This window comes from Paenibacillus sp. 1781tsa1, from assembly GCF_024159265.1.
Lineage (GTDB): Bacteria > Bacillota > Bacilli > Paenibacillales > Paenibacillaceae > Paenibacillus.
This window is the reverse complement of the sequence record NZ_JAMYWY010000001.1, coordinates 2,493,628-2,509,442: the sequence shown is the minus strand read 5'-3', so window position 1 is coordinate 2,509,442 and position 15,815 is coordinate 2,493,628. Positions and strand designations below refer to the sequence as shown.

Genomic DNA, 15,815 nt, shown 5'->3' with positions numbered 1-15,815 from the left:
CTATCCATCCTCCTTCACGGCACATACCGCAGTCTGTCCCTCTAGATTATCATTATTCTCTGATGCCGCACAAGAGAATCACTTCTTCCAATTTGTTATGAAAAAAGAGATTACAGACTGGATGCAAGCTTACGGCTCTCCTGATCACAACGGGCGATCTCCTGCAGATCAGGCTCGTCCACATTGTGGTGTGCTTCCAGCACAGAAGCAATAATATCTTCTATTTTAAGGAATGAAATCTCTTTACGCAAGAAACGGGCTACAGCAACCTCGTTGGCTGCATTAAACGCCGTTGTTGCGGTTCCTCCCATTTTACCACACTCATATGCCATTCTTAAACATGGGAACCGTTCCATATCCATCTCACGGAAATGTAATTTCCCAGCTTGAGCAAGAGATAGACGTTGTGCTGGTGCTGGCAGGCGGTCAGGGTAAGTCAATGCATATTGAATTGGAACTCGCATATCCGGATTCCCTAGTTGAGCGATGATGCTGGTGTCATCAAATTCCACATAGGAGTGAATAACACTCTCTGGATGAAGCAATACATTAATCTGATCATATCGAAGGCCAAATAACCAATGAGCTTCAATGACCTCAAGTCCCTTGTTTACCATTGTTGCCGAGTCTATCGTAATTTTGGAACCCATTGACCAATTCGGATGTTTCAGTGCATCCTCTATAGTCACACTCTTCAACTGTTCACGGGTAAGATCACGGAATGATCCGCCTGAAGCAGTGAGCGTGATACCTGTCAGGCGTTCTCTGTTCTCACCATTCAAGCATTGGAATATCGCAGAGTGCTCGCTATCGATGGGTAGTAAAGAAACTCCTTTGGCAGCCGCTCTTGTAGTAACAATGTGCCCTGCCGTAACCAATGTCTCCTTATTGGCCAGTCCGATCTGTTTACCTGCGTCTATGGCTGCAAGCGTCGACTCCAATCCAACACTTCCCACAACTGCTGTAACAACCGTATGCGCATCAGTTCCTGCCGCAACTTCTACGAGTCCTTCTGTGCCATAAAACAGTTGCGTTCCTGCGGGCAAATGTGGAGCAACCTTATCCGCCAATTCCTTGGAACCCACGGATACCTTCTTCGGTCGGTAACGTTTGGTTTGTTCGATCAGCAGGTCTGTATTGCCTCCGGCAGCCAGTCCCTCCACTTGAAAGAGTTCAGGATGCATGTCAACTACATCCAGTGTCTGGGTTCCAATGGAACCGGTCGAGCCGAGAATCGCAATTTTTTTCATGCTGCACCTCATCTTTAATTATCCAATGCCTACAGCGAACAATGCTGTTATCTCAGACTCATGTTCTTCTTTAGTAGGGCAGTAGCATTAGTATATGTACGAATGGAAAAACAACAATCCAGCTGTCGCACCGATCAAGAATGCCTCCATGCCCTGGGAGAAGACTGCCTGAATCCTTGATATTATATACACGTTTGTATGCAGACTGGATCAAGTCACCCATCTGACCTACGACTGCACAGGCAATTCCGATCACAATAGCTCTCTGCCAGGAAAGCAAACCATCTGATACTAATGCAAAAATAACAGACGTAACAATTGCAATCACGATGCCACCCAGTGCACCCTCCACAGTTTTGTTTGGACTGATGGAAGGCCACAATTTGTTTCTACCAATTAGTTTCCCTACAAAATAAGCTCCTGCATCACTGGCCCATATGGAGCCCAGCAACAGAAACGTCCAAAACAATCCATGATGCAGATGTCTGGATTCTGCAATGTAATAGAAACCGATCCCTATATACAACACGCCGAGGAAAAGCATGGCCACTGTATTCACGGGGACCTTATTTTTGGTGACAACCGAAGCGGTCATCAGTACAAGCATTACAATCCAGATGACCTGAAATAAGGATAGCGGTCTTGCCTCCCAAAGCATTTCCCAGGGAAACACAATGGCAAAAACACCAGCATATCCAATCAGGGCCACACCTGAAAAAGGCATCACCCCGGTCATTTTAACAAACTCATAATAACCGATGAGAGCCATAAGCAATACCAAACCATGGTACCAGGGTCCGCCCAGCATGCAAAAACCTAAAAACAACACACCTGCTATGATTCCTGTCGTTAATCGCTGTTTCAACGGCTTCATCCTCCATCTATTTCAAACCGCCGTAACGCCTTGTTCTGCGCTGATATTCGGCTACTGCTTCAAGCAAATGCTTTTTGCCAAATTCGGGCCAGTATATATCCGTAAACCATAATTCACTATATGCAAGCTGCCAAAGCATAAAGTTGCTTAATCTCAGCTCTCCGCTCGTCCGGATCAGCAGATCCGGATCGGGCATATCAACTGTCAGCATATGTCTATCAATGAGTTCAGGTGTTATGTCCTCTTCAGATAGTTCCCCCGACTTCACCTGCAGAGCGATCTGTTTAACACAGTCCGTCATTTCACGACGACTTCCATAGTTCATTGCAAAGTTCAAAACGAGACCTGTATTATGTTCCGTAAGACGAATGGCTTCCCGCAAGGCATTGATGGTATGAGAAGGTAAATGTTCCTCTTGGCCCATCATGCGAATGCGCACATTTTTTTCTATAAGTTCATCCAGCTCTATAGCCAGAAATTCTTGCGGAAGTCGCATCAGAAAATCCACTTCTTCTTTTGGACGCGTCCAGTTTTCTGTCGAAAAAGCGTACATCGTCAGATATTTGATGCCCAGTTCTTCCGCCGCGATGGTCGCACGTTTGACCGCCTTCATGCCATTTTGGTGCCCGGCTATACGCGGGAGTCCCAGACGTTTGGCCCATCGTCCATTGCCGTCCATGATGATGGCGACGTGCTGCGGGATATTGTCCTCGGATATAGTCAGCGTTTCCTGCTTGTCAGCCCCATTCCACCACGACCGAACCCGTTTGATCATTCCTGTTCCTCCAAAATCCCTGAAGTTTCTTCATCTGAAGCTTGGAAAAAGAGACAAAACCCCACCGTATTGGAGGGGCTGCGCTTGTCTTACACTTCCATGATTTCTTTTTCTTTGGCAGCGAGTACCTTATCGACTTCAGCAATAAACTTGTCGGTCGATTTTTGGATATCTTCCTGATGTCTCCGTGATTCATCCTCGGAAATATCTGACTTCTCCATTTTCTTGATATCATCATTCGCATCACGGCGAATGTTACGAATCGCTACTTTACCTTCTTCACCGAACTTCTTCGTCAGCTTTACAAGTTCCGCTCTACGTTCTTCCGTCAATGCCGGAATAGACAAACGGATCATGTTACCATCGTTGGCTGGAGTAAGACCCAGATCAGATTTCATGATGGCACGCTCGATTTCACCCATGGAAGATTTGTCCCAAGGCTGAATCATCAGTGTACGGGAATCCGGAGTACTGATATTAGCGAGTTGATTCAATGGCGTCATTGCTCCATAATACTCTACCTGAATTCGGTCCAAAAGAGCTGGAGTTGCGCGGCCTGCGCGCAAAGTAGCCAGGTCACGACGCAATGCTTGAATTGCTTTTTCCATACGCTCTTCGGCATGTTGTTTAACCGCTTGTGGCATTAATCTACACTCCCTTTAACGATTGTTCCGATACGTTCACCCAGAACAACACGTTTGATGTTACCTTGTTCCGTAATGGCAAACACGATCAACGGGATGTTGTTGTCCTTACAAAGCGAGGATGCCGTTGAATCCATTACACCAAGGTCTTTGTTAAGAATATCCATGTAAGTCAACTGATCAAATTTCACAGCTGTACTGTCCTTAAACGGATCTGCTGAGTATACACCATCAACTTTATTTTTGGCCATCAAGATAACTTCTGCTTCAATCTCCGCTGCGCGCAGTGCTGCTGTTGTATCCGTGGAGAAGAACGGGTTACCTGTACCTGCTGCAAAAATAACGACCCGGCCTTTCTCCAGATGGCGAATAGCTCTACGACGAATATAAGGCTCTGCAATTTGTTGCATTGCAATAGATGTTTGTACACGTGTAGGTACTTCAATCTGTTCCAAAGCATCCTGCAGTGCCAGCGAGTTCATTACTGTCGCCAGCATACCCATATAATCGGCAGTTGCACGATCGATGCCATTTTCGCTACCGGCAATTCCACGCCAGATGTTTCCGCCGCCACATACAATAGCAACCTGTACACCAAGTGCAACAACCTCTTTTACCTGTTGGGCAATCGACGAGATCGTATCTGCATCAATACCGTAGCCGTTTTGACCGGAAAGAGACTCTCCGCTGACCTTTAAGACAACACGTTTAAATACTGGCTGTTCCAATTATTCACCCTCCACTTTGAATTGAACACGCTCGGTGTTCAACCAACAAAACTTCTCGCGCATGGCCTCCTGCTTAAAAAGAAAGGAACACAGTTGTGTTCCGCTCTTTTAGGAAAAACGTTTAACCGGTAAGGCACTGTTTTCCTGAGATATAAGGGAGTTTACGCTTCGAAGTTTGTTCATTCTTATATCTTCGAAAATCAATCCTGTTCGCCGGTTTAAAGAAACCGTCTTATTTGTTTACTTGGGACATTACTTCTTCTACGAAGTTGTCTACTTTTTTCTCAAGACCTTCACCCAGTTCGTAACGAACGAAACGACGGATGGAGATGTTTTCACCAATTTGGCTGATTTTTTCGTTCAGCAATTGGGAGATGGTTTTGTCTGGATCTTTAACGAAAGTTTGTTCCATCAGGCAATACTCTTCGTAGTATTTACCAATACGGCCTTCAACCATTTTTTCAATGATTTTCTCTGGTTTGCCTTCGTTAAGAGCTTGAGCTTTCAGGATTTCTTTTTCTTTTTCCAGCTCATCTGTAGGAACTTCTTCACGTGTAACGAATTTAGGATTAGCTGCAGCGATTTGCATAGCTACATCTTTAACGAAATCCTTAAATTGATCCGTTTTACCAACGAAGTCTGTTTCACAGTTAACTTCAACCAAGACACCAATACGTCCACCAGCGTGGATGTAAGATTCAACAACACCTTCAGTTGCTGCACGGCCTGCTTTGCTTGCTGCTGCGGAAAGACCTTTCTCACGCAACAATTCAGCTGCTTTCGTTACATCACCGTTTGCTTCTTCCAGTGCTTTTTTGCAATCGAGCATACCAGCGCCCGTTCTTTCGCGAAGTTCTTTTACTGCACTCGCATTAACTGCCATTATAAATTCCCTCCAAAATTAAGTATTGTACGTACACTCTAAAAAAAGGGCAGTGAGAGGTTATCCACCTGCCAACCACCCTTTTCATTTAGTTTATAACATATGTTCGAATCTATTAAGCGGAAGTTTCTTCGCCTTGGTTAGCTTCGATTACAGCATCAGCCATTTTACCTGTCAGCAATTTAACAGCGCGGATCGCGTCGTCATTACCCGGGATAACATAATCGATCTCATCCGGATCGCAGTTAGTATCAACGATACCTACAATTGGGATACCCAATTTGCGAGCTTCCGCAACAGCGATACGCTCTTTGCGTGGATCGATGATAAACAGGGCGCTTGGCAGGCCTTTCATATTTTTAATACCGCCCAAGAATTTCTCCAGACGATCTTTTTCTTTGCGAAGCAAGATAACTTCTTTTTTAGGCAATACAGCGAATGTACCGTCTTCTTCCCAAGCTTCCAACTGTTTCAAACGATCAATACGTTTTTGAATAGTTTGGAAGTTAGTCAGGGTACCGCCAAGCCAGCGTTGGTTAATGTAGAATTGACCAGCACGTTCAGCTTCTTCTTTAACGGAATCTTGAGCTTGTTTCTTAGTACCCACGAAAAGAATTGTACCATTCTCTCCTGCGATTCCTTTAACGAAGTTGTAAGCCTCTTCGACTTTTTTCACCGTCTTTTGCAAGTCGATGATATAAATTCCGTTTCTTTCAGTGAAGATATAACGATCCATTTTTGGGTTCCAACGACGAGTTTGGTGACCGAAGTGTACCCCAGCTTCGAGAAGCTGCTTCATGGAGATTACTGCCATCTTCACACACCTCCTAATATGGTTTTTATTGTGTCCTCCGCCGGCATCATTTTTCGCCAAGACTCTCCATAAGGAAAGCACCCTCAACAAAATTAGCACATGCGTGTGTTTTAACACCGTTATCTAATATAGCACAACTGGATGTCTGATGCAACAGTCTTTGAAGCTAAAATCTACTTTTTACTTTTTGCTAGTATCGAATCATTTTAAACCTGATATGTAACTCAACACTAATTATTATCAAGCTTTGAAAATGCACCATTTAATACGCAAAAACCGTCCTGTCCGAGCATGCTCAGTTTGACGGTTCTTTCGTAATTTTTGCGATAATGGATTTGAAACTTTCGCCTTTTTCAAGCGCATAAGTACCCACTTGGATTTTGGTATTGATTCGCTCAGCTTTGCCAGCCTTTATGAATGCTTGGGCATCATCTACGATTCCCGCGGTTTTCAGGTTTGCTGCAACGATCGCAAGGCTATTGCCTGAACGTACTTTGAATGATACTGTTGCGCCTTTCGGATTGCTCGGCGTTACAGGTTCTGTTGTCTTCGGCTCAGTTATCTCTTTCTGCCCTTTAACTTCATTTGTAGCAGGCTCTTCTGGCTTCTCAGGATCTGCAGGTGTCTCCGTAGAGGTTACTGTCTCAGGTGGTGTTGCTGTATTCCCCTGTAACTCACTGCTCTCCTGCTTTTTCTTCGCCACCCACTCTGCTTCTGTGTATAGTTCCTCTTCAGAACCAACCAACTTCATATCCAAACTTTTCGCCGCTGTTTCAAGCTGTTCTTTGGTCATATTGGCAGTCTGCTCAGGGGCCAGATTACTATCCGATAATGCATTTTGTCCGACTGTGGCCAGTTGAAGCAAAACTGCACCAATAATCATGCCGCTCCCCAGACCAATCCATAAGGATCGCTTGTCCATGACTTAGCTTTCCTCCCGTTCTGCCAATTGAAGTATTAACTGTACCTCACCACGCTGAATGCCTGTTTGCTTGGATATGGCATCCATCGACTTACCCTCAGCATGTAAATTAAAGAGTTCCGGATATCGATCTTTAATCGATTCACGCTCAGGCAAAGTTTCGACCTTGCTGGTCTGTAGGTCTGCTTCTAACGCCTGCTGGGCCGCCTCTGCTTGTACACTTTTCACGAGCGCTTGAGCTTGCAAACCTTCGGAAGCTTGCACAGGTACATTACCTGATTGTGGCACAGTTGATGCGACAGATTCGTTCTTTTTGCTCTGTTCCAGCTGATCCAACCGCTGCTGTAATTCCTGAAGTTGCAATTGCATACGTTGATCTGCTGCTGTCGCTTCTCCCTTCATTTCAGCCACACGTTGAATAAGAGCATCATTATCATTTTCGATCTCGGTCATGTAGTGTTCAAGCGTAGATTCCATCTCCTGCACCAGTTGATGCCCGGGCTCTTGCGCCTTGTTTTTCCGAGGCATGATATAAGCGTAGGCGATGGCGCAGGCCCCTAATATGACAATAATGATCCATGGTGACAAATTGGGTTCTCTCCTTCTGATTCAACCATCGGTGCGCAAGGCTTCATGTCTATAACAACCATCTTTTAAAATGAGAAATCTATGTGTTTACCTTTGTACGGGTGTTCTGCAGGTTTGACCGTTTCTTGAGCCTGAGCAGTCTCCTGTCCATCGGAACCACTCTGCTGATTCCCATCATTGGTATGACCATCACGCACCGAAGTCTGTGAAGTTTCGTCCATTGCTTCACTTCGTTGCCTTGCTTCATTTGCTTCTTTTGACGTTTGCTCTGCCAAAAGATTCTGATCCGTAATCGGTCGCTGTTGGGCTTCACTTTGATAACGTCCCGCTTCACTTGTTCGTGGTACCGCAATCTGCAACTCCACTGCTTTGAAACTCATACGCTCACCTCACGGTTTCGAATGGATTTCTTCCTGTGCCTGAATGCTGTACTTAAACGTATGGAACCATCGTAATATCACCATCGTGATAATAAAATGAAATTCGACTCACTGGATCTTTAATAAATTTCGTGTATCTGCCGATAACTATTTTAGAGCCTCCATAAATCATCTTCAGAATATCAACACGAGCCTTACTTGTATCTTCAAGCGCCTTTTCAATTTCAAAGATACGCATTTTCGTTTCTTCACTTATACGAAGAGCAGATTTCTGCGTAGCATTCAGTTTGATCCGCATCGACATTTTATCCGGACTTAATTGTCCAGCGGCAGCTAACTGGTCTAACAATGTCAAAGCCTTCTTTGTTTTGTCCAAGGAGTCCATCTGTTCTCTGGCTTCCTTACGCAAATCATTCAGTTCGTTACGCAGCTTCGGCAGTACACCAACTTCAATGGAAGTGACCGTGGACATGCTGTTGCCCACAACACGCGCAGAGACGTTCTGACCGGCCTGGATCGAGCCACCAACAATAAGACCCTTGGTTCCCGCACAGATGACACCGTGCCCAGCCCGAATATTGGAATGCATAATGCTCTGGGAGACAAGAACATCTTCACCAGCATCCACGTTGCCCTCTTGAATAAACGTACATTTAACATTATGGCCTGCTTGTACCAGTCCTTTGTTATAACCAATAATACCACCGGTAATTTCGATTGAGCCGCCTGCTTCCAGTTCCGCTCCTTCGACACCTCCGACGACACGAATATCACCTGCTGCTTTCACTTTAAATCCGGTAAGTACATTGCCTCGTATGACAACTGTGCCTACAAAGTCGATATTACCGTTATTGTAATCAACATCACCATTGACTTCATAGACCGGAAACACATTCAGTTTGTTACCGTCCGTTTTGGTAACCAGCCCATCCAGTGCAGCGTACATCGCAGAACCATCCGGGTTAATCACAACATTTTTTCCAACTTTAAACCGAGCTTCTTTTCCCGGACGATAAGGAATTTCCTCACCTGTTACTGCCCTGCCTGGTATGCCATCGCAAGGAGCGATCCGCTCTGCAATGATCTGACCACTACGGACATTGTTTAACCGGGTCACTTCTTTGTAATCGACGGTTCCATCTTCCGATTCGAGCGGTCGTCGTTCGTTCGTATCGTCCATTCCAACCAGAATCTTGATGAATCCATCTGTTCCCTGAATAGGAGCGATACCTTCGGCAATCTTGTATTTATCTTTTAAATAGGTTTCAGGGTTACTCACAAAAAGTAGTAATGCCTCTCGCATTACACCCTGTTTGATGCCCTTGTTCGCCACAAATTGTTCAAGTTCATCGATCGTGCAGGCAAAGCCTTCTTCCTCTTTGGAAAATTCAAGGTAGGCTATGCATTTGTCGTCCGATAAAACAATGTTTAAACACTGTTCCAAAGCAGTCCGCTGTGTCACTGCAATTCTTCCCCCTTTTAGACTTTCCACTCCCCAAACTCCAAATTATATTACTTTTCTCTATTAATCTTTACGCATCAACAAATCTTTCTGTTTGTCCAACGTGCCGCGTAATCGTAATATTGCCTTGGAATGTAACTGGGATATACGAGACGGAGAAAGAGACATGACCTCAGCAATTTCACTAAGAGAAAGATCTTCGTAATACAAGAGCGAAACAACCGTTCTCTCTTTTACCGTCAACTTGTCAAGCCCTTGCACCAAAGCTTCCTTTAAATAAAATTCATTCACTTTATAATCCGGATTTTTGGCTTTCTCATCCACCATCAAAGATAGACGAGTCTCAGACTCTTCTTCACGAATGGGGTCTTCTAGCGAGCAAAGTGACATAACTGCCACTTCCTGAAGCATATGTTGAAAATCTTTGGTAGACACGTCCAGATACTGACTCATTTCCTCATCACTGACGGACCTAAGATAGCTTTGTTCCAGCTGTTGGTAGGCGTCTTCAATTCGCTTGGCCTTCTCTCGAACAGAACGCGGAACCCAATCCCCTTGACGCAGACCGTCAAGAATGGCGCCGCGGACCCTCCATGATGCATAAGTTTCAAATTGCAGACCACGTTCATAGTCGAATTTCTCCAATGCATCAATTAACCCCATAACTCCATTGCTCTCCAAGTCATCCTTGGGAACATTTTTGGGTAAACCAACAGCCAGTCGACCAGATACATAGTTTACAATATGAAGATACTTTTCAATCAACGTTTTCTTGGCTTCAAGATCTCCATGTTCTTTCCACTTTTCCCACAGATCAGAATGGTTCAAATGTGAAGCTTTACGCTCGTTCAATTGCTTTCACCCTCCTTATTTGTCTGTCAGGTGACGAACGGCCTGCGCCAATTCCTCCGGATCCTTGGTCCGGACAAGTTTAGGCGGATCCAAAGGGGCGAATCCCGTTGGAGCTTTCGTCTCAGATGGCGGAAGATCATCCCCAGATGAAGCGTTCTGTCCACTTTTGAGCAAATCATTCAGCTCTTGTCCATCGTCTTCGATTTTAATGTCCACCTGTGAACCTCTTTGATCTTGAGCACTTGGTGAATCATAACCATATCCATTTCCCTCGGCCTGAGGGTTCAGCAGCAATCCCAATCCCCAGCGTAAACCGTATGCAAGGACAAACCAGGCTACGAATCCAATCAATCCGCGAATTAAACTGGTCATCAACACATTGCTGCTGTATGCTACAAAAAAAGTAAGAATAAACCCAACGATGCCTGCTCCAAGATTAATGCGGTAGTTTCCTATCATAGTCTTATAGTTCCTTTACACCCATTTGTACACTTCGAATAGTCAAAAGTCCAGTTTCACAGTCCATCTCAATCGTTCGTCCATAATTCCCACCCGTATCTTCTGCAAGAAGAGGGATTTTGAGTTTTTGAAGCCACTCTCGACATGAATCTGCATTCCGTGGTCCAATGCGCATTGTATCTCCAGCGCCAGCAAAGGCAAACATCTGAGAGCCTCCCGCCATTTTAGACACAATACGTGAGTGAGAAGCGCCTAGTTTTATCATCTTTTCCAAAAGCTCAGGCAACGCCGTATCCGCATATTTCGCCGTGTTCAGTTTCCCTTCGCGGGCGATCTCTGAACTAGGAAGCATGACATGCGCCATTCCAGCCAGCTTCAAATGTGGGTCATACATTGTTAATCCCACACACGAACCCAAACCAGTCGTACGGATTACACCAGGAAGATGAGCGATGTTTAAATCCGCCATACCGACTTTAACGACGCTTTTGTCCTCAATCATGGCTCAGTGGCACCCCTAGCGATTCAAATATCTTTGCAAAGGATGGTGGATCCGGAATAAGGAAAAACTGACCCTCAACTTGATCTTCACCTTCAAAGAAAGATGTGTCAATCAACAATGCAGCGTCACCCATCTCGCCAAACTGCAACAAACCATAGCTTAGAATGGCACCCGCCATGTCGATGGCAAGTCCAGGAACGGTTGGGTACATGGACAATTTCGTGAAATCTGCCAAAGAAGAAAGATAGGATCCAGCTAAAATATTTCCAATCTCGGAAAGCGCTGATTGCTCCATATCTGTAAACGCGAGTCCTTCTCTCAGATCAAACCCGGCAAGTCTATTCAACAACATTTTAGCAGCCTCTGGTGTCATCATAAAGAAAAGATTTCCCGGTGCTTCACCTTCTACACGAAGAAATACGGTAACAACGATGCGTTCATCTCCGCCCACTTTTTCGGCAACTTCTTCAAAAGGCAGCATTTGTACTTTAGGTACACCCATGTCAATCGGTCTGTTGAGGAGCTGAGACAACGCCGTTGCGGCGTTGCCTGCTCCAATGTTACCGACCTCTTTGAGCACATCCATCTGGAATACCTCAAATCGGTTGAACATCTCCACGGTACTAGCCCTCAACACTTTCCAGCTGTACAATCTCGCTTTTATTTAATACTTCGTTCAAGTTAAGCATAATCAGCAAGCGTGAATCCTCCAATTTAGCAACACCTCGCAGGTATCTCGCTTTGACGCCACCAACCACTTCTGGTGGGCTATCAATCGCACTGCTCTTGATATCAATAACATCATTAGCAGAATCAACGATAAAGCCAACTTGCATGTCATCTACACCTACGATAACAATACGAGTCTGATCTGTGTACTCCGATTCCGGAAGGGAGAAACGACCGCGCAGATCGATGACCGGAATAACAACACCGCGTAGATTGATAACTCCTTTTACAAAGGAAAGTGTCTTGGGAACACGGGTAATTGGCATCATGCGCTCAATCGTCTGAACCTTGTCTACCTCAATACCATACTCTTCGGAACCCAATTTAAAGACGATGACTTTCAACTCTTCTTCCATGTAAAAAACCTCCCTATTAAATGTAAGACTTAGCTCTATGCTTATTTAATAAATGCATTAGGATCAAGAATCAGGGCTACTTGTCCATCTCCGAGAATGGTTGCTCCAGAGATTCCTTCAATAGCAGGCAGATAGGTTCCCATTGATTTGAGAACAATCTCACTTTGTCCAATAAATTCTTCAACCGCTACGGCTGCAAGACGGTCACCTTTGCGAATCACGACAATTTCTGTTTCCTGCTCATCAGCGTCATTGAAATCCGGTACGGAGAAAACTTCGCTCAATGACAAGTACGGAATCAGTGACTCACGGAACGTAATCATTTTATTGCCGTGAATATTACGAACTTGCTCACGTTGTACAATGGCCGTCTCTACAATGGAAGATAACGGAACAGCGTATTTCTCTGAACCAAGTCGTACAAGCATTGCAGCAATAATGGATAGAGTCAACGGAAGCTGAACAGAGAAGTTTGTACCTTTGCCTGGAGTTGAATGAATCGTTACATTACCACCAAGCGAAGTGATCTTCGATTTTACTACATCCAAGCCAACGCCCCGGCCAGAGATATCCGAGATAATATCAGCAGTACTAAAACCAGGTGCGAACAACAGTTGATTCACTTCGTCGTCACTCATCTTGGCACCTTGTTCTTCGGTTACAACACCACGTTTGATCGCGGTTTTCAAAAGCTTGTCGCGATAGATACCTTTACCATCATCTTCAATTTCAATAAACACGTGATTTCCACTGTGGAAGGCGCGCAGGTTCACTGTGCCCATCTCTGGTTTACCAGCAGCTACACGCTCTGCAATGGATTCCACACCATGGTCAACCGCGTTACGCAGTAGATGCACAAGCGGATCACCAATCTCATCAATTACCGTACGATCCAATTCTGTCTCAGCACCTGTAATGACCAAATCGATTTTCTTATCAAGTGTCTTAGCCAGATCACGGATCATGCGCGGGAATCGATTAAATACGGTATCTACCGGAACCATCCGTAATTTCAGTACAATATTTTGCAAATCTGTGCTAACTCGGCTTAAATGGGCTACTGTATCGGATAAATCATTGTTGCCTGTCTCACTGGCCAGTTGCTCCAGACGTGAACGGTCAATCAACAATTCACTGAACAGATTCATCAATACATCGAGACGTTCAATATCCACACGAATGGTACGTGAAGGTGCAGCAGCTTGCTTCGGCGCAGCTGTTTTAGCTGGTGCCGTCTTGGCTTCTTCTTTAGGTGCAGAATTATTATCTGACGAAGCAACCTCAGTTACAGCTGTTGGTGCGATTGGCGCTTCAACTGTAGCTGCTACTTGATTGGCCATCTGCTGAAGAGTCTCCTGATCCAGTTGAATGAGCTTCGCACTTTCAATTTCAGAGATACTCATGATGCCTTCTTCCAGTTCGTGCGCCTCTTTAGTTGTTATGTAATACAACGAGAAACTGCGCTCAAACTTCTCCTGCTCAATATCCTGAACAGACGGGTAAGCTTTAACAACTTCACCTGAACGTTCCAGCATATCAAAGACCATATAAGCCCGTACACCTTTTAACTGGCTATGTTCGCTAACAAGCACATCCACATAAAACACACGGTGGCCTTCAGCAATGGACTGATCCAGCACCGAATACTGGAATTCATCCAGCTCCACAGCCGAAGCAATTGAGGCGTTAGCCGGTTTGTTTTCAGTTGCAGGAGCAGCTCCGCTTGTCATCTCACCATTTTCAATTGCCTGAAGTGAAGCAACGATGGATGACACATCCGCTTTACCTTGTCCACCTTCAGTAATATCCTGAACCATGGTTTCCAAAGCGTCCAGACTCTTAAACATGGTGTCAAAAATGTAATCCTGCATTTTCAACTTCTCATTACGAACCAGATCCAGCACATTTTCCATTTTATGTGTCAGTGATGCCAAATCTTCAAAGCCCATTGTTGCTGCCATACCCTTCAAGGTATGAGCAGAACGGAATATAACCTGAACTATACCCAGATCTTCCGGATTGCCTTCAAGTTGTAGCATGTTTTCGTTAAGCGATTGCAGATGATCATTAGACTCATCAATAAACATGGATAAATATTGGTTCATGTCCATTGTGAGGCACCTCCTCCGTGAGTTACACTCCGTTATTTCACTGCTTGAACAAGTTTAGACGCAATCTCCTGCAGTGGCAGAAGATGACGAACGCATTGCAGCTCTACAGCAGAACGCGGCATACCATATACAACACATGTTTCTTCATTCTCGGCAAAGGTTGATGTAACTCCAGCTTCGTATAATTTCTTCATCATACGTGCTCCGTCACTTCCCATTCCTGTCAGCAAAACAAGATGCCTTTGTAAAGATGTAAACGGCAGAAGCGACTCAAACATCGTATCCACTGAAGGCCTATGCCCATTCACTGGTTGATCTTCAGTCAACTTCACAACAAACTTCCCGTCTGCTGTTTTGTTAACTTTCACATGGTATCCGCCGGGTGCTATATAGGCGGTCCCTTTTTTCAGGACCATGCCCTCTTCGGCTTCAACCACATGCAGTGGACTGAACGTATTCAGTCGTTGAGCCAGAGAACGTGTGAAATTGGGCGGCATATGCTGCACAATAATGACCGGTGCAGGCAAGTCAGCAGGCAACTGCTCGAGCAATGTCTTGAGAGCCCTTGGTCCACCCGTAGAACAACCTATTGCTACAAGCTTGTTGAATGTCCCTTCCGGCCCCGCTGCACCTTTGGGGATAGGATTAGGCTTGATTAAATCCTTGGCTTTTGCAGAGGCTGCTGCTACTTGATCAGCTGCCAGTCTAGCTGCATTAGGTAGCCGAACTTCCTTCGGAGTCTGCACTGGATTAGCGGACCTCACTACTCTCTCTGCATTCGTCCCCGACTTCCGCTCTGCCTTCGGCAAAGGCTCAGGTTTATTCTCTACCCGGCCTGGTTTCGAAGGTGATAATGGCTCAATTGGTTTCTTTGATTTGGCCTGAAAGACTTCAGTCCGCTCTTGAAGAGAGTGTTGACTCGTCTGGGCAGGTTCAATCATTTTTTTCACAGGCTCGACTCGATCCCTGCCTGGCATTTCTTTCTGTACCTGCTGAGCTGAAGGGACAGCTGTTCCTTGCGGAATCTCTCTATTTTTTAAGGATAAATTACGATCAGCTTTTCGTTTGATCTCATTCATCGCAGCACGCATGCGCTCAACCAAGGCTTTACCAACTTGAGCAATATCCTGGTCGTGTGAAATAGATGGTTTGCGAATGAAGTCAAATGCCCCGGCTTCAAGCGCCATAATGGTTTCTTTCATGCCTTGTTCATTGATACCAGAGAGCATAATCACAGGAACGAAGGATTCCTTCATAATTGATTTTAATGCGTCCAGCCCATTCATTTCGGGCATCTCAACGTCCATTGTAATAATATCGGGTTTCAATTCTAGTGATTTTTGAATCGCTTCTCTACCGTTTGATGCCGTTGCCGTGACCTTAAATTCCGGATCCGCTTGGATCAAATCCGTAACAATCTTACGCATAAAAGCGGAATCATCGACAACCAATACTTGATACACCGCCATGTTGTGTCACCCCTGTT

Annotated in this window: 18 protein-coding genes; all 18 read right to left on the bottom strand. The window is 45.1% G+C overall.

The genetic code is table 11. The features are described from left to right. Window positions 1–110: 110 nt before the first annotated feature. The 18 genes from NKT06_RS11300 to NKT06_RS11215 all read right to left on the bottom strand — a co-directional run bounded on the left by NKT06_RS11300 (window position 111) and on the right by NKT06_RS11215 (window position 15,798). A complete protein-coding gene (locus NKT06_RS11300) occupies window positions 111–1,250 on the bottom strand; it encodes a 1-deoxy-D-xylulose-5-phosphate reductoisomerase (protein WP_253433845.1) in 1,140 nt (379 codons plus the stop codon). Window positions 1,251–1,320: 70 nt separating this feature from the next. Then, the gene (locus NKT06_RS11295; protein WP_253433842.1) at window positions 1,321–2,115 is read right to left on the bottom strand and encodes a phosphatidate cytidylyltransferase; all 795 of its coding nucleotides are present in this window, start codon (window positions 2,113–2,115) and stop codon (window positions 1,321–1,323) included. Between the two features lie 16 nt (window positions 2,116–2,131). Further along, complete coding sequence (locus NKT06_RS11290) at window positions 2,132–2,899, bottom strand: undecaprenyl pyrophosphate synthase (RefSeq protein WP_253433840.1); 768 nt, start codon at window positions 2,897–2,899, stop codon at window positions 2,132–2,134. 89 nt (window positions 2,900–2,988) lie between these two features. Then, window positions 2,989–3,543 (bottom strand): ribosome recycling factor, encoded by a 555-nt coding sequence (gene frr, locus NKT06_RS11285; RefSeq protein ID WP_253433837.1) that lies wholly within the window; start codon window positions 3,541–3,543, stop codon window positions 2,989–2,991. Then, the gene (gene pyrH, locus NKT06_RS11280; RefSeq protein ID WP_017689153.1) at window positions 3,543–4,271 is read right to left on the bottom strand and encodes a UMP kinase; all 729 of its coding nucleotides are present in this window, start codon (window positions 4,269–4,271) and stop codon (window positions 3,543–3,545) included. The genes frr and pyrH overlap by 1 nt, the downstream gene beginning before the upstream one ends. A gap of 232 nt (window positions 4,272–4,503) precedes the next feature. Next, window positions 4,504–5,154, bottom strand: a complete 651-nt coding sequence (gene tsf / locus NKT06_RS11275; protein ID WP_253433834.1) for a translation elongation factor Ts — start codon at window positions 5,152–5,154, stop codon at window positions 4,504–4,506. 115 nt (window positions 5,155–5,269) lie between these two features. Further along, complete coding sequence (gene rpsB / locus NKT06_RS11270; RefSeq protein ID WP_047842496.1) at window positions 5,270–5,968, bottom strand: 30S ribosomal protein S2; 699 nt, start codon at window positions 5,966–5,968, stop codon at window positions 5,270–5,272. A 295-nt stretch (window positions 5,969–6,263) separates the two neighbouring features. After that, window positions 6,264–6,890, bottom strand: a complete 627-nt coding sequence (locus NKT06_RS11265) for a hypothetical protein (protein WP_253433831.1) — start codon at window positions 6,888–6,890, stop codon at window positions 6,264–6,266. A gap of 3 nt (window positions 6,891–6,893) precedes the next feature. Further along, the gene (locus tag NKT06_RS11260; RefSeq protein ID WP_253433827.1) at window positions 6,894–7,478 is read right to left on the bottom strand and encodes a hypothetical protein; all 585 of its coding nucleotides are present in this window, start codon (window positions 7,476–7,478) and stop codon (window positions 6,894–6,896) included. Between the two features lie 65 nt (window positions 7,479–7,543). Further along, entirely contained in the window at window positions 7,544–7,858 is a 315-nt protein-coding gene (locus NKT06_RS11255) for a hypothetical protein (protein WP_253433824.1), read from the bottom strand. Window positions 7,859–7,910: 52 nt separating this feature from the next. Then, a complete protein-coding gene (locus NKT06_RS11250; RefSeq protein WP_253442496.1) occupies window positions 7,911–9,320 on the bottom strand; it encodes a flagellar assembly protein A in 1,410 nt (469 codons plus the stop codon). A 63-nt stretch (window positions 9,321–9,383) separates the two neighbouring features. Beyond that, on the bottom strand, window positions 9,384–10,172 hold the full coding sequence (locus NKT06_RS11245; protein ID WP_253433820.1) for a FliA/WhiG family RNA polymerase sigma factor: 789 nt from the start codon (window positions 10,170–10,172) through the stop codon (window positions 9,384–9,386). A gap of 15 nt (window positions 10,173–10,187) precedes the next feature. After that, window positions 10,188–10,631 (bottom strand): hypothetical protein, encoded by a 444-nt coding sequence (locus NKT06_RS11240; protein WP_253433817.1) that lies wholly within the window; start codon window positions 10,629–10,631, stop codon window positions 10,188–10,190. A 4-nt stretch (window positions 10,632–10,635) separates the two neighbouring features. Continuing rightward, window positions 10,636–11,133 carry a chemotaxis protein CheD gene (locus tag NKT06_RS11235; protein ID WP_253433814.1) on the bottom strand — a complete coding sequence of 166 codons (498 nt, stop codon included), beginning with the start codon at window positions 11,131–11,133 and terminating at the stop codon, window positions 10,636–10,638. Further along, window positions 11,126–11,746, bottom strand: coding sequence for a chemotaxis protein CheC (locus tag NKT06_RS11230; RefSeq protein ID WP_253442494.1), 621 nt, complete (start codon window positions 11,744–11,746; stop codon window positions 11,126–11,128). The genes NKT06_RS11235 and NKT06_RS11230 overlap by 8 nt, the downstream gene beginning before the upstream one ends. Window positions 11,747–11,756: 10 nt before the next feature. Beyond that, complete coding sequence (locus tag NKT06_RS11225; protein WP_145318865.1) at window positions 11,757–12,218, bottom strand: chemotaxis protein CheW; 462 nt, start codon at window positions 12,216–12,218, stop codon at window positions 11,757–11,759. Between the two features lie 41 nt (window positions 12,219–12,259). Continuing rightward, a complete protein-coding gene (locus NKT06_RS11220) occupies window positions 12,260–14,329 on the bottom strand; it encodes a chemotaxis protein CheA (protein WP_253433811.1) in 2,070 nt (689 codons plus the stop codon). 32 nt (window positions 14,330–14,361) lie between these two features. After that, window positions 14,362–15,798 carry a protein-glutamate methylesterase/protein-glutamine glutaminase gene (locus NKT06_RS11215; protein WP_253433808.1) on the bottom strand — a complete coding sequence of 479 codons (1,437 nt, stop codon included), beginning with the start codon at window positions 15,796–15,798 and terminating at the stop codon, window positions 14,362–14,364. Between the last annotated feature and the right edge of the window lie 17 nt (window positions 15,799–15,815).

What these genes read in the sequence shown, in the direction of transcription:
- tsf (WP_253433834.1), bottom strand. Translation starts at nt 5,154, where the DNA reads ATGGCAGTTAATGCGAGTGCAGTAAAAGAACTTCGCGAAAGAACGGGC.
- NKT06_RS11215 (WP_253433808.1), bottom strand. Translation starts at nt 15,798, where the DNA reads ATGGCGGTGTATCAAGTATTGGTTGTCGATGATTCCGCTTTTATGCGT.
- NKT06_RS11255 (WP_253433824.1), bottom strand. Translation starts at nt 7,858, where the DNA reads ATGAGTTTCAAAGCAGTGGAGTTGCAGATTGCGGTACCACGAACAAGT.
- NKT06_RS11300 (WP_253433845.1), bottom strand. Translation starts at nt 1,250, where the DNA reads ATGAAAAAAATTGCGATTCTCGGCTCGACCGGTTCCATTGGAACCCAG.
- NKT06_RS11290 (WP_253433840.1), bottom strand. Translation starts at nt 2,899, where the DNA reads ATGATCAAACGGGTTCGGTCGTGGTGGAATGGGGCTGACAAGCAGGAA.
- frr (WP_253433837.1), bottom strand. Translation starts at nt 3,543, where the DNA reads ATGCCACAAGCGGTTAAACAACATGCCGAAGAGCGTATGGAAAAAGCA.
- NKT06_RS11220 (WP_253433811.1), bottom strand. Translation starts at nt 14,329, where the DNA reads ATGGACATGAACCAATATTTATCCATGTTTATTGATGAGTCTAATGAT.
- NKT06_RS11240 (WP_253433817.1), bottom strand. Translation starts at nt 10,631, where the DNA reads ATGATAGGAAACTACCGCATTAATCTTGGAGCAGGCATCGTTGGGTTT.
- NKT06_RS11225 (WP_145318865.1), bottom strand. Translation starts at nt 12,218, where the DNA reads ATGGAAGAAGAGTTGAAAGTCATCGTCTTTAAATTGGGTTCCGAAGAG.
- rpsB (WP_047842496.1), bottom strand. Translation starts at nt 5,968, where the DNA reads ATGGCAGTAATCTCCATGAAGCAGCTTCTCGAAGCTGGGGTACACTTC.
- NKT06_RS11265 (WP_253433831.1), bottom strand. Translation starts at nt 6,890, where the DNA reads ATGGACAAGCGATCCTTATGGATTGGTCTGGGGAGCGGCATGATTATT.
- NKT06_RS11235 (WP_253433814.1), bottom strand. Translation starts at nt 11,133, where the DNA reads ATGATTGAGGACAAAAGCGTCGTTAAAGTCGGTATGGCGGATTTAAAC.
- NKT06_RS11230 (WP_253442494.1), bottom strand. Translation starts at nt 11,746, where the DNA reads ATGTTCAACCGATTTGAGGTATTCCAGATGGATGTGCTCAAAGAGGTC.